This is a genomic window from Streptomyces sp. NPDC102514, from assembly GCF_055584525.1.
The window spans coordinates 242,066-256,380 of record NZ_JBVJLW010000012.1; the positions used below are offsets into that span (position 1 = coordinate 242,066).

Consider the following 14,315-nt stretch of genomic DNA (forward strand, 5'->3'; position numbering starts at 1 on the left):
GCTGCCCTTTGGGGGCGGCGCCCCCTGAAGGCAAAAAGACTGCGCCGTTCCCCGCGCCCCTGAGGGGGCCATGAGGGCCGCTCATGGATGCGGCCGTTCCATGAGCGCAACCCTCTGCCCGCCCGGCGCATTCCTGCCTACGGTCCCTGTCCATGACCCTCCCCGTGACCACCCCCAGGACCGTCTCGCCCGATGTCGCGCTCACCGTGCAGCAGACCGCCCGGCCGACCGGCTTCCCCACCCCCGACCACTTCAGGTTCGCCGAGTCGGCGGTGCCCGAGCCGGCGTCCGGCACGGCCCTGGTGGAGAACCTGTACTGGTCCGTCGATCCGTACCACCGCGAAATGATGGACGGCGACTTCGAGTTGAACGCCCCGCTGGAGGGCCGCACGCTCGGCCGGGTCGTGGAGTCCCGTGATCCGGCGCTGCGCGAGGGCGAGATCGTGTTCCACCGGCTCGGCTGGCGCACCCATTCCGTCGTACGCCCCGAGGAGACCCGCCGCCTCCCCCACCACGACGGCGTACCGCTCTCCGCGCATCTGGGTCTCTTCGGCGGCACCGGTCTGACCGCGTACGTCGGACTCACCCGGATCGCGCGGCTCCGCGAAGGCGACGACGTGTTCGTCTCGGCGGCGGCCGGCGGGGTCGGTACGGCCACCGGACGCCTCGCCCGACTGCTCGGCGCGGGACGGCTGGTGGGCAGCGCGGGCTCGGCGGCGAAGGTCGCGTACCTCAAGGAGCAGGTCGGCTACGACGAGGCCTTCGACCACCACGGGGGTTCCGTCGCCGGGCAGTTGGCGAAAGCCGCCCCCACCGGCATCGACCTGTTCGTCGACAACGTCGGCGGTGAGCACCTCGGCGCCGCGATCGGCGCCCTGCGCGGACGCGGGCGGGTGGTACGGATCGGCACGGTCGGCCAGTACAACACCCCGGACGCGCCGCCCGTCCTCTACAACCACGCCGACGTCGTCGAGAAGAGCCTGCGGATCGAGGGCTTCCTGGTGAGCAACTACCAGGACGTGCAGGAGGAGTTGTACGCGTTCGCCGTCCCCCATCTGCTCGCCGGCAGGCTGGCCCTGGACGAGACGGTCGTCGACGGCTTCGAGGGGATCGTGGAGGCGTTCCTGTCGATGCTGCGGGGCGGCAACACGGGCAAGATGATCGTCCGGCGCGACGGGGCCGGCTGACCGGCACACGCACGCCGCCCCCGGCCCGGAGGGATGCTTCCGGGGCGGGGGCGGTTCGGTGGGGACGCCGGCCCGTGTGCGGGGGCGTCCCGGTCCGGGAGGGGCGGAACTCGGCTCAGGTACGAGTCCGGTCTCGGCCCATGTGCGGGTCGGTCTCAGCCCATGTGCGGGTACGGGTAGTCGGTCGGGGCGACCAGCGTCTCCTTGATGGCGCGGGTCAGCGTCCAGCGCATCAGGTTCTGCGGGGCGCCCGCCTTGTCGTTCGTGCCGGACGCGCGACCGCCGCCGAAGGGCTGCTGGCCGACGACGGCACCGGTCGACTTGTCGTTGATGTAGAAGTTGCCCGCGGCGTAGCGCAGCTTGTCCATCGTGTACGCGGCGGCGGCGCGGTCGCCCGCGATGACCGAGCCGGTGAGCGCGTAGTCCGAGACCGACTCCATCTGGGCCAGCATCTCGTCGTAGCCCTCGGGAGTGCTGTCGTCGTAGACGTGCACGGCGAGGAACGGGCCGAAGTACTCCGTGGTGAAGACCTCGTTGGCCGGGTCGGAGCACTCGACGACGGTCGGGCGGACGAAGTAGCCCACCGAGTCGTCGTAGGTGCCGCCCGCGACGATCGTGCAGGTCGGGTCCGCGGCGGCCCGGTCGATCGCGGCCTTGTTCTTGGCGAAGGACCGCTCGTCGATGACGGCGCCGATGAAGTTCGACAGGTCGGTGACGTCACCCATGGTGATGCCGTCGATCTCGGCCGCGAACTCCTCCTTGAAGCCGGAGTTCCAGATGGAGGCCGGGACGTAGGCGCGCGAGGAGGCGCTGCACTTCTGGCCCTGGTACTCGAAGGAGCCGCGTGTCAGGGCGGTCTTCAGGACGGCGCGGTCGGCGCTCGGGTGCGCGACGACGAAGTCCTTGCCGCCGGTCTCGCCGACCATGCGCGGGTAGGTGCGGTACTTCTCGATGTTGTTGCCGACCGTCTTCCACAGGTACTGGAAGGTCTTGGTCGAGCCCGTGAAGTGCACGCCAGCGAGGTCGCGGTGCTCCAGGGCGACCCCGGAGACCTCGATGCCGTCGCCGGTGACGAGGTTGATGACGCCCTTGGGCAGGCCCGCCTCCTCCAGGAGCTGCATGAGCAGCACGGCGGCGTGGGTCTGCGTCGGGGACGGCTTCCACACGACGACGTTGCCCATGAGCGCGGGGGCGGTGGGCAGGTTGCCCGCGATGGCCGTGAAGTTGAACGGCGTGATCGCGTAGACGAAGCCTTCGAGCGGGCGGTGGTCGAGCCGGTTCCAGACGCCGGGCGAGTTCGCCGGGGGCTGCTCGGCGAGCAGGTCACGGGCGTACTTGACGTTGAAGCGCCAGAAGTCGACCAGTTCGCAGGGACAGTCGATCTCCGCCTGCTGGGCCGTCTTGGACTGGCCGAGCATCGTGGAGGCGGCGAGGGTCTCGCGCCACGGGCCGGACAGCAGTTCGGCGGCGCGCAGGATGATCGCGGCGCGGTCGTCGAAGGACATCGCGCGCCAGGCGGGCGCGGCGGCGAGGGCCGCGTCGACGGCGTCCTGGGCGTCCTGCTTCGTGGCGTTCGCGTAGGTGCCGAGGCGTGCCTTGTGGTTGTGCGGCTGCACGACGTCGAAGCGCTCGCCGCCGCCCATCCGCTTCTCGCCGCCGATGGTCATCGGCAGGTCGATCGGGTTCTCGGCCAGCTCCTTGAGCTTCGCCTCCAGGCGGGCGCGCTCGGGCGTGCCGGGGGCGTAGCCGTGCACCGGCTCGTTGACGGGCGTGGGGACCTGGGTCACTGCGTCCATGGGTTCCGTACTCCTTGATGAGCGGGTGTTTCGGGGCTCGGGCCCGCGGTGGCGGCCCCCTTGCTGAAGTCCTGGGGCTCAGTCCCTGGTGAGGACCGAGCGGGCGAAGAAGAGGAGGTTGGCCGGCTTCTCCGCGAGGCGCCGCATACTGTGCCTGCCCGGGGGACAACCCCCGGACCCCCGGCCGACAGCCTGTGTCGTCGTCATCCGTCAGCCTCGGGTCATCATGCTGCGGGCGAAGAACCGCAGGTTGGCCGGCTTCTCGGCGAGGCGGCGCATGAAGTAGCCGTACCAGTCCGTGCCGTAGGCGGTGTAGACCCGCATGCGGTGACCCTCGGCGGCGAGCCGCAGGTGCTCCTCGCTCCTGATCCCGTACAGCATCTGGAACTCGTACTCGTCGATCTTGCGTCCGGCGCGCCGTCCCAGTTCCTGCGCGATGGAGATCAGGCGCGGGTCGTGGGAGCCGATCATCGGGTACCCGTCGCCCTCCATGAGGATGCGCAGGACCCGTACGTACGCCTTGTCGATCTCCGGCTTCTGCAGGTACGCGACCTCGGCGGGCTCCTTGTACGCGCCCTTCACGAGCCGTACGCGGCTGCCGTTCGCGGCGAGGCGGCGGGCGTCGGCCTCGGTGCGGAAGAGGTAGGCCTGGATGACGCAGCCGGTCTCCGGGAAGTCCTTGCGGAGCTCCTCGTGGATGGCGAACATCGAGTCGAGGGTGGTGTGGTCCTCGGCGTCGAGCGTGACGGTCGTGCCGATGGCGGCGGCGGCCTCGACGACCGGGCGGACGTTCGCCAGCGCCAGCTCGTGCCCGCCGTCCAGCGCCTGTCCGAACATGGACAGCTTCACCGACATCTCGGCGCGCGTCCCGAGGTCGAGTTCCGCGAGGCGGCCGATGAGCTCCAGGTAGGCGTCACGGGCGCCCGCGGCCTGCTCGGGGGTGGTGATGTCCTCGCCGACGACATCCATGGTCAGCTCCAGGCCCTTGGCCGTGAGGTCCTGGATGATCGGCACGATCTGGTCGACGCTCTCGCCCGGGATGAAGCGGTCGACGACCGGCCTGGTCACCGGGGCCGCCGAGACGAGACGACGCATCCGGTCGCTGCGCGAGGCGGCGAGAATCACGGGACCCAGCACGGGGCACCTCCACAGAAAGCCGGTAGACGGAGAACCACCGTGAAACCTAGGGATTCCCCCGATCGTCAGCCATCGACAGCTGTCACGCATCCGTGTCGCCGATCTCAGACAGATGTATGAAGGCGGCCGGAATCGAGGCACAATGCCCAGGTGACGGCCGAATTCAAGGGTGACTATCAAGACCTGGTCGACGAGATCTCGGAGCTCCTCGGCGCCCCCGCGACGCTGGAGAACCGCGACTTCGAGCTGATCGCCTTCGGCGCGTACGACAGCGAGGGCGAGCTGGACGCCTCCGCGCTGGACCCGGTGCGCGCCCGCTCGATCCTCACGCGCCGCTCCACTTCGGCGGTCCGCACCTGGTTCGAGAGTTTCGGCATCGCGCGGGCGACCGGGCCGGTCCGCATCCCGCCGACCCCGGAGGCGGGCGTCCACCGGGGCCGCGTCTGCCTCCCGGTACGCCATCGGGGTGTCGCCCTCGGCTATGTGTGGCTCCTGGCCGACGAGCCGGGGCCCACCGACCGGCAGCTCGCCGCGGCCATGGACGTGACCCCGCGCATCGGCGCCCTGCTCGCGGACGAGGCCCAGGCGGGCGCCGACCTGAGCCGTGAACTGCGCGCCGTGCTCAGCGCCGGGAGCGGCTGGCAGCGGGAGCTGGCGGTGACGGAACTGCGTACGGCCCTGGGCCCGCGCGGCGAGGGCCCGCACACCGTGCTCTGCGTGGCCGCCTGGCCGTCGGCCGACCCCGACGACGCCCCTTCCGTCCGGACGATCCCGGGCGCCACCGCGCTGTGCGCCCTCCCCTGGAACACCGACGACCAGGGCCTGGCCCTGCTGGTCCGGCTGCGCTCCCCCGAGGTCCTCACCCCGGCGACGACGGCGGCCGCCCGCCTCCTGGAGAGGGCCGAGGAGGTACGGGGGTCCGCCCCGCCCGGACAGCAGGCGAACGAGGTGGCCGGGGGCGCACCGGGCGGCGGCCGTGCGGCGGCCGGGATCGCCGTCCCCCGCACCGGTCTCGCCGACCTCCCCGCCGCCTGGCAGGAGGCCTCCGCCGCCGCCCGCGCGGCCCTGGCGGAACCCCGGCTCGGCCCGGTCGCGCACTGGTCGTCGATCGGCCCGTACCGCCTGCTGTCGACGATGGCCCCGGCCGCCGCCACCGACCCTGCCGTCAGCCCGCTGCTCACCCCCGCCCATCGCGAACTGGCCCGCACCGCCGAGGTGTTCCTCGACCGTGCGGGCCAGGCCGGCCGCGCCGCGGCGGAACTGGGCGTCCACCGCCAGACCCTCTACTACCGCCTGTCCCGCGTCGAACAGCTCACGGGCCTGGACCTTTCCGACGGCGAGGACCGGCTGCTGCTGCACATGGCGATCAAGGCGCGGCGCCTCTAGGCGGCGTCAGGGGGCGAGCGCCATGGCCCAGATGGAGCCCAGGACGATGAGTGCGCCGCCGAAGAACGTCAGCCTGTTCCGCTGTTCCGCGGGTGTGGGCAGCGGGACGGGGGTGGGGACGGGAACAGGCACGGTTTCCTCCTCTTCCTCGTTCTCGGTCAGGGTGTAGGTGATCACTCCCTTGCCGGGATACGTCTGCGACGACTCCATCTCCAGCAACATGTTCTCCTCGTACCAGGACGGCTCCTCCTCCCGCTCCAGGTCGAATCCGGCCTTGACGATCCGGGAGTCACCCTTGGCCAACAGCTCGGCCTGGAGGTTGTCCACGTACCACTTCACGTCCTCCACGCCCGCCTTCTCGGCCCCGCCGCCCTTGTGCTTGGCGTCCCAGATGTAGACGAACGTGTCCGTCCAGAGGATGAGGTCCGCCCAGCCGCCGTTGATCGCGTTCTCCGGATTGTGTCCTTCCAGGCTCTGGCGTTCCATGGTCACCCTGTCCTGCGGATGGGTCTCCTGGAGCTGGCGCCCGGCCATGGTGATCGCCTGGTCGTGATGGCGGGTGTACTGGTCCCTGAGGAACCGCCCGAGGTTGAACTCCTCCGCGGGTTCGTCGGGAGTGAGACCTGAGGGATCGGAGTACCCGACGGGGTTGTCGTAGGCGTACCCGTACAGGTTGAGGTTGGCCGGGCGCCGCACCCCGCCGTTCGGCGAGCCGTCCAGATAGCCGCCGAGCGCCGGGTCCGGGGACTGCCACAGGCCCGCGCGCGCGTCGTAGTACCGCGCCCCGTGGTACGTGTAGCCGGTCTCCTCGTCCAGCTCCTTCCCGGTGAACTGATACGGGGTCTCCTCCAACGACTTGTTCTCGTCGACCCAGACCTCCCCCGACGGGAAGTAGTCGAGGTGCTCGGCGACCCGGCCCTTCTCGTCCGTGCCGAACGACGTCGAGCCCAGGTGGTCGGCGTGGTAGTAGAACTGGTCCTTCTCGTACAGCCCGAGGGGCTTGGAGGTCTTCGTGGCGATGCGGGTCGTGCCCACGAAGACGTGCTTGAACTCCTGGAGGCCCCGCGTCGAGTAGTTCTGGTTCGGGTAGAGGGCCGTCTGCGCGCCTTCCTTCACGACCCGCGTGCCGTCGGCGTCGTACGTGAAGCGGACCGTCGGCGACTTGCCGAGCCGGTCGCAGGAGGACGGTTCCTGGTCCACCGTCTCGAACTTCCACAGGTCGTGGACGCAGGCCAGCCGGTTGTTCTCGTCCCAGACCTGCTGGCGGCGCGGGTGGCCGAGGGTGTCGGACTCGCTGTCGATCAGGTTGCCGTTGGCGTCGTACGACAGGGACTCCTCGCCGACCCGGGAGGGGGCGTGCGGGCTCGGGTCCTTGTACGCGTACGTGTTGGCGTAGGTGGTGTGCTTCTGTACGTTCTCGTGACCGCCGTCCGACACGATCGCGTGGCGCTGGTCCTTGCTCGTGATGTTGTTGATCGTGTCGTACGTGGTCGACACCGCGTACGTGTCGGTCTTCTTCTTGGCGAAGTCGTACGAGCCGATCGCCTTCGTCAGGCGGTAGAGGTTGTCGTAGGTGTAGGTCTGGACGGTGGGCCCGCCCGTCTCCGCCGTCTCCGCCGCGTCCGCGGCACCGGCGGTGGGTTCGGCCGCGTTCTCCTGTCGGGTGACGTTGCCGACCGCGTCGTAGGTGTAGCTGAGCTTCTGGAACGACTCGCCCTTCGGCAGCGTCGAGTTCAGCGTCGCGAGGCGGCGGTCCTCGGCGTCGTACGCGTACGACGTCGCCGTGCCGTTGCCCAGCTCCACGCGGGTCCGCTGGCCGAACTTGTCGTAGTCCAGGGACTTGAGATAGTCGTAGCTGTAGTGCTTCTTGGTGCCCGTCGCCGCGGTGACCTGGCCGCCGCTGTCGTAGGTGTACTCCAGTTCCTCGCCGTCGGGGTACGTCAGCGACAGGACCCTGCCAAAGCTGTCGTAGCGGTAGCCCGTGGTGAAGACGCTGGTCGTGTGGAGGGGACCCGGCAGCGTGCGGGTCTCCTCGACGACCTCACCGAGAGGGCCGTACTGCCGCTTCACCGTTCCCGCGGCGTCCTCGATCCTCGCCACCCGGCCGGCGGTGTTGTCCTCGGCGCCCGGATCGCCGTACGTGTAGCGGGCGTCGTTGTCCTTGAAGACCGGGTAGTCGACCTTCACGAGGCGGTTGAAGTCGTACTCGTACGCGATCGCCTTGTGCTTCTTCGCCAGGTTCGCGGTGACCGAGCGGGTCACGTTGCCCGCCGGGTCGTAACCCGTCGTGGTGCGGCCCGCGTCCGCGGAGTCGACGACCGTACGGCGGCCGAAGTCGTCGTACTCGCTCGTGGTCGTGTTGTTCTCGTCGTCCACGACCTTCGTCAGCTGTCCGAGCGCGTCGAAGGCGTACGAGGTCCAGATCGGCGCGTCGCCCTTCTTCGCACCCGGTTCGCGTATCGCGGTCTGCTGCCGGCGCACATCCACGTAGGTGCGGGTCTGGTTGTCCTTCGCGTCGGTCGCCACCGTCTCGAACTGCGGCCGGCCCGCCCGGTCCTTGCCGAAGCCGTAGGCCAGGGACGTCACCGTCCCGTCCGGCAGTTCCGTGCGCAGCGCGCGGTCGAGCACGTCGTAGGTGATCCGGGCCGGTCTGACCGTGTCGACGGCCGGGTTGTAGGCCGTGTTCGCGGCGCCCTTCGGTTCGGTGACCGGGTAGTACTGCTGCGCGACCCGGCCCAGCGCGTCGAAGACACCGCGGCCGGAGACCGTCATCACGTCCTTGCCCGCGACCTCGGCGTCCTTCTTCGTCTGGACGACCCGGCCGAGACCGTCGACGAAGGTGACGGTGTCGATCGTGTCGTCCTTCACCTTCCCGTCCGCGGCACGGTCCAGATGGCGGGTGACCGCGTACGGGACGGCGGCCTCGGGGCGGTACGCGAAGGCGATGGTCGGGCGGTCCGCCTTGTGGTCGTGCGGTCCGGTCACCGAGGCCACCCGGCCGGCCCGGTCGTAGGAGGTGCGGATCTTCTGGCCGTTGATGTCGACGGACTCGCTCTGCAGACCGAACCGCAGGTCGTACTCGGCCGTCGAGCGGTAGCCGAAGCTGTCCTTCGTCTGCGTCACGTACGTGCCCGTCGGGCCGTCGTACTCGTAGGTCAGCCGGTAGCGCTGACCCCGGTGGTTCTCCGGCGACTTGACCGACTTCAGCGTGCCCGTGTCGTTGTACTCCAGGTCGGTGACCGCCCTCTCGCCATGGGTCTGCTCGGCGGTGTGGCGGGTGACGTCACCGGTCGCGCAGTCCACCTCCGACGTACGCGAGCGCGTCTTCTTGCCGCCGCCGTACACCTCGACCGCGCGGGCGACCCCGACGATGTGGGTGTCGGCGCACTCGGTGTAGCGGGTCCTCGTCTCCACGTCGTCGGCGGCCCCGGGTTCGCCGTAGTCGATGGTGCGGACGGCATTGCCGAGGTCGTCGTACGACAACTCCTCGGACGTGCTCTTGCCGGGTTCGGCCCCGCCCTCGTACCAGCGCGACTCCGTCTTCGTCAGGTGCGGGAAGAGGGTGGCGCGGGTCGAGCGCCCGTCGGCGGGCTCGCCGGTGGTGATGTCCCGCAGGGCGTACGTGTTGACCGTCTCGGTGAACAGGGCGCCCGAACTGTCCGCCACCGTCTGGCGCTCGACCAGGCCGCGCGTGTAGTGGCCGCGGGTGTCGTACTCGGTGGTGGAGGTGCGCTGCCCGTCCTCGGTGGTGGCGACGGTGCCGTAGCCGCGGAACTCGCGCTCCAGGCGGTCGTACGCGCCGTCCCGGTAGGTGAAGGCCGTCGACCGGGTGTCGGGGCCGTCGCCGGGCAGGTTGTCGTGGACCTTCGCACCGCTCAGCAGCCAGCGGGTGGCGGGCTGGTCGTAGGTGTTGCCGTCGCGCGTGTAGTCGAGGTCGATGCGCGAACCCAGCGGCCGGGAAACGGACTTGAGGAGGTTGGTGCGGCCCGTGCGGTTGGCGGCGACGGTCAGCTCGCTGTCCTTGGTGGAGGCGAGGTGGTCGGCGAGCCCGTCGCCGTCGATGTCGCGCAGCATCTGCTCGGCGCGCGAGGCACCGGTGGAGACGCTCGCGCCCGGGTTGGTGATGACGCAGCCGGTCACGAACAGCGTGCAGAAGGGGATCGTGAAGTAGGCGCCGCCGCCGAGCTTGGCGTTGGAGTCCTTGTTGATCCCGTCCAGGCTGCCCTTGAAGGGCACCGGATCGGCGAAGCCGGAGCCGGTGTTGAGGGCGACCCGGATGGGGTCGCCCGCGAGGACGCGGTCGGCGCGGCCGTCGCCGTTGACGTCGACCAGGGAGTTCTTGGTGGACGACGTGGTCTGGTCGAAGGAGGCACCGCCGCCGAAGCCGTAGAAGTCGGTCTCGAACCCGATGTTGAGACCCGAGCTGGAGCTGCTGCCCTCGTTGATCTTCCCGCCGGGCCAGGGTTCGGGAGCGGCGAAGCGGTAGCCGAGGTTGAGGGCGGCGCGGCCGTTCTCGTAGACGCGGTCGGGAAGCTGGTCGCCGTTGATGTCCAGCAGGTCGAAGCGGCCGTCGGACTTTCCGCTGCCGAGGTTGCCGCCGACCCCCAGCGGGGGCATGTCGTTGCCGGAGGTCGCGGTGTTGGCGGTGCCCGTGGCGGGCGGGGCGGCGTGGCCCCGGCCGGTGGCGAGGGTACGGGCGGCGCTGCCCGCGTTGGCGTTGCCGGTGACGTTGTCCGACTCGCGTACCGCTCCACCGGGGACGTCGCCCTTGGTGGCTCCGAGGACGCCGGTCGGTTCGGTGTACTGCACACCGGCGGAGCCGACGACGTCGGGGTAGCTGTCGCCGTTCATGTCGAGGTAGTCGAGGACGCCCTGAGAGGTGCCGAAGGCGACGCTGCCGCCGACGGTTCCCACACCGCCGCCGACCGAGCCGGTCAGCGAGATCTGCTCGGACTCCGAGATACGGGGCACGGCCTGCACGGAGGCGAGGGACTCGGCGGTGGGCAGGCCGATGGTCTGTCCGCCGTAGCGTGAGCCGGCCGCCTCGTCCGCGGCCACCCAGACGTCACCGGAGGTCCAGCGGCCGTTCTCCCGGTCGGGCGTGAACGGCACCACGTCCGGCGGGGCGATCCGCGGGTCCCTCTCGAACTCCTCGCGCTCGGCCGCCGGGTCCACATCGTCGGGCAGCCGGTCGGGGATGGACTCACCGGTCAGGTCGGCCTGCCTGATGGGCTGTTCGGCGCGGTCGCCGTTGCCGTTGTAGCCGACGGCGGCCCAGCCGCGGTACGGACGGGCGAAGACGCCCTCGGTGACGCGGGTGTGCACGGTGGCGGCGACGGTGTCCTCGCCCACGGTCACCTGCGCCGAGGTGACGCCGGAGCCGGTGACGTCGAAGTACAGCTCGTCGCCCGCCTGTGCGTCGACCTGCAACGACGGTGGCTCACCGCCCGGTTGCACGGTCTCCTTCGCGAGCAGCGCGCCGCGCTTCTTCACCGTGAACACGGCGGCGCCGGAACCGCCCTCGATCCGCGGGGTCGCGGTGAGCGTGCCACCGGGAGCGGTGTACGGGCGCTGCGGCTCCCCACGGGTCGTGTAGGTGTCGATGTCGTACGGCGGGCTGAACTCCGCCTCGCCCTCCACGCCTTCGGCCTCGGTGTACTCGGCCCGCGGCGCCCATTGCAGCGCGGTGAGGTCGATCGGGGAGTCGGTCCTGATCCGCCAGGTGAGCCGCTGCCCCTTGGTGACGGTGACGGAGTTGCCGACGTCGAAGGTGCCGGTCTCGGCCGCGCCGACGGTCCGCTCCACGACAGGGTCGCCGTCCCGGGTGATCAGGACGGTGAGGTCGTCGGTGGTGGCCGCCGTCTTCTTCAGATCACCGGTCAGGCGCAGGGTGCCCGCCGCCGGTGCCTCGACGCTTCCGGCGCGCCCGGTGAGGGTGAAGTCCTCGGACGCCCGGTACGCGTGCAGGGGCAGCCCGTTGGCGTCGGTCGCCTCGAACCCGGTGTACGTGACCGCCGGATCCCAGGCGACCTGGTCGGCGGCGCCGTCGAAGACCGAGCCGACCCGGAAGTACAACTGGTCGCCCTGCTCCACCTCGATCGCGTCGACGCCCTCGGGGGTGCGCGGGGTGTGGTCGTCCTGCTGGACGCGGGCCGACCACAGCTCCTGGTTCTCGTGCTGGACGGCCACGCGGACGCCGTCGGGGTCGGCGAACTCGGGGAGTTCCCCGGTCACTTCCTTCAGGGTCACGGTGCCGGTGACGGCCACCGTGCCGTCGTACGGCGCGGTCCACCGGCGCACCGAGTCCACCAGCGGGAAGGAGGCGATCCGGCGTTCGCGCTCGGCGGTCAGGTCGGGCAGGGTGCCCGCCGCGTCGACCGTGCCGGTGCCGATCGGCGCGGGGGTGTCGGCGGCCGATCCGTAGGTCACCCCGCCGTCGGCGCCGACCCGGCCGAACACCACGGCGGAGCCGTTGACGAGGTCCACCACGCCGTCGGCGTTGACGTCGGCGAAGTAGCGCCGGGTGGTGGAGACGGTACTGATGTGGTCCAGTTGCTGGGCGCCCGCCAGATAGCTCTCGATGCCCGCGGTGCGGCTGCTGGTGGACTCGCTGAAGATTCCCGGCAGGTTGTGCAGGGCCGTCGTGGTGGCGGCGAACTTCGGCTCGCCGCCCGGCCGGGAGAGGTTCTTGCGGAAGACATGACCGTCGCCGCGCTCGAACACCTTGTCCGGCAGGTTGTCGCCGTCCACGTCGAGGAGGGCGAGCAGCCCCTCGTCGGTGGAGCGGTTGAAGCCCGCCTTCACACCGGCGGAGCCGCTCTTGGAACGGTTCGAACCGAAGCCGACGTACAGGTGGCCGCCGGCGCCGGTGGAGGTGTTGCCGTTGAGCGCCCCGGCCTCACCGGCGCCCGAACGCACGCCGTTCACGCGGCCGTTGCGCACGTTGTCGTCCGGCGAGGACCAGTCGACCTTCGCGAACGCGTCGTACGCGCCGTCGGCGTCGCGGATGTCGTCGTAGTAGGAGAACTCGTGCTCGGTGAAGACCTTGCCGTCGGCGTCGAGCTGCGCGACCGACTTCAGCAGCGTCTTGTGGAACGCGCCCTCGCGATAGGCGAGTTCGTAGCCGCGCACCAGCTCGTCCCGGAACCGCACCTCGATACGGCGCAGCAGGTCGGCGGTGACGCGCTTGAAGCCGCCGCGCGCGTCGATGGACACGTCGGCGCGGCGCGGCTCGCCCAGTTCGCGGTCCCGGACGAAGGTCACCGTGTAGGGCCCGTCGGTGTCGCCGTGCCCGCTGTACGCGATCTTCTTGACGTACAGCTCGCGTCCCGCGACGGTCCCGCCCGCCACGCCCGCGTCCTCGACGGGCGTGTAGCTGTAGCGCACGGTGTTGCCGTGCGGGTCGCGCACCTCGCGCAGCGCCCAGGAGAAGATGCTGCCCTCGTCGTCCTTGAGTACGGCGCCCTCGCCGCCGTAGACATGGCGGACCCCGGACTTGTCGGTCACCTCCCAGCCGTACGTCTTCGGTGAGTCACCGGTGCGGACGATGCGCGCGAAGCCGCCCTCGACCCGGGTGTGGAAGATCTTGTCGCCCTCGCTGCGCGGCTGCGGCTGCGTGCGGTGCGCGACCGGGGTGAGCTGTTCGCCGCCCAGTACGTACGTTTCGGTCTCCTTGGCCGTGTCGTAGCGCGGCACGCCCCAGCGGGTGTCGATGGAGACCGACGGGGTCGAGAGTTCCCAGCCGTTGCCCAGCCAGCTGTCGGCGGAGGCGGAGGAGTAACCGATGGAGAGGGCGGGCGCCGCTCCCCCGCGGCCGGCCGGCAGCTCCAGCGGGTACGAGAGCCGGGCGTCACCCTGGCTGTTGGCGGCCGGGGCGGCGATCTGCTGGACACCGGCGCCGGGGTCGGCGGCCTGGATGCCCTTGATCCGGTTCGGGTCGTGGCTGACCTGCTCGGGGCCCTCGGGCGCGGTGACGGTGGCGTTCACCATGTCGGTGAAGTGGGACGTCCGCGAGACGACGACCTGCTTCTCCTCGTCGACCGCGAGCCGCTCCAGCGGCTGCCAGCAGTCGGCGGCCTCGTCGTAGTAGAACGTCCGTATGTCGTTCGGTGTGAGCCCGGCCGTCTTCACCGCGTCGGGGTCGTACGGCAGGGTCACCGTGATGTCGGCCTCGAAGGTGTGCGGGGTCGGCGTGAACCGGTAACCGCTCGGTCCTTTGGTCATGTTGTCCATGCCGGAGCCGAGGCCCGGCATGCTGCTCTCGGTCAGCGGCTGGACGCCGATCTCCGTCGGCCGGTCCACCGCCTCCGGCGCGAGCGCCACTTCGGCGCCGTCGCGTTCGACGCGCTTGGTCACCCCGGTGCCGGGGACGACCCACTCCTTGGTCACCGGGGCGGATTCCGCGGCGATCGGCCCCTTCGCCGTCGCCTCCGACCCCGGTACGCAGCCGCCCAAGGGCTGCACATCGGCCGCTGGTACCGGTTCGCCGGCCCGCCATACGCTGCCGGACAGCAGCGACACGAGCAGGGCGAACCCCAGTAACAGCGGAAGAAAACGTCTACGTCCCCACACCCGACCGGCCATGATGCGGCCCGACCCTTCAGCAGCGGCTAATTCGGCAGGTTGCGCTGTTCCGGAAAGATCCGGTGGGTGTCACAGCGGGTACCACAGGGGGCTGTTCACGCACAGAAAACACACACCGAACGCACGTGCACCACATAGTCGGGTCGACGTGTACACGTCACCAGTGGAAAACCCGCCGCCGTGTCGGCGGGTTTTGGCCATGGGGCGGGGTGGGCTGCCGGGCGGG

At 70.5% G+C, this 14,315-nt stretch carries 5 protein-coding genes; 2 read left to right on the top strand and 3 right to left on the bottom strand.

Annotation, left to right across the window (positions count from 1 at the left end; genetic code table 11):
- Positions 1-152: 152 nt before the first annotated feature.
- Positions 153-1,187 (top strand): NADP-dependent oxidoreductase, encoded by a 1,035-nt coding sequence (locus tag ACZ60E_RS28630; RefSeq protein ID WP_469444150.1) that lies wholly within the window; start codon positions 153-155, stop codon positions 1,185-1,187.
- A gap of 155 nt (positions 1,188-1,342) precedes the next feature.
- Here ACZ60E_RS28630 and pruA read toward each other — a convergent pair whose 3' ends face one another.
- Together pruA and ACZ60E_RS28640 are read right to left on the bottom strand one after the other, a co-directional pair.
- Positions 1,343-2,983 carry an L-glutamate gamma-semialdehyde dehydrogenase gene (gene pruA, locus ACZ60E_RS28635; RefSeq protein ID WP_469444152.1) on the bottom strand — a complete coding sequence of 547 codons (1,641 nt, stop codon included), beginning with the start codon at positions 2,981-2,983 and terminating at the stop codon, positions 1,343-1,345.
- A gap of 210 nt (positions 2,984-3,193) precedes the next feature.
- Positions 3,194-4,120 carry a proline dehydrogenase family protein gene (locus tag ACZ60E_RS28640; RefSeq protein WP_469444153.1) on the bottom strand — a complete coding sequence of 309 codons (927 nt, stop codon included), beginning with the start codon at positions 4,118-4,120 and terminating at the stop codon, positions 3,194-3,196.
- 150 nt (positions 4,121-4,270) lie between these two features.
- Between ACZ60E_RS28640 and ACZ60E_RS28645 the strand changes: the two genes are divergently transcribed.
- Positions 4,271-5,506, top strand: a complete 1,236-nt coding sequence (locus tag ACZ60E_RS28645; protein ID WP_469444155.1) for a PucR family transcriptional regulator — start codon at positions 4,271-4,273, stop codon at positions 5,504-5,506.
- A gap of 6 nt (positions 5,507-5,512) precedes the next feature.
- On the opposite strand, the gene ACZ60E_RS28650 is transcribed toward ACZ60E_RS28645, so the two are convergent.
- Positions 5,513-14,089 carry a SpvB/TcaC N-terminal domain-containing protein gene (locus ACZ60E_RS28650; RefSeq protein WP_469444156.1) on the bottom strand — a complete coding sequence of 2,859 codons (8,577 nt, stop codon included), beginning with the start codon at positions 14,087-14,089 and terminating at the stop codon, positions 5,513-5,515.
- Positions 14,090-14,315 lie beyond the last annotated feature (226 nt).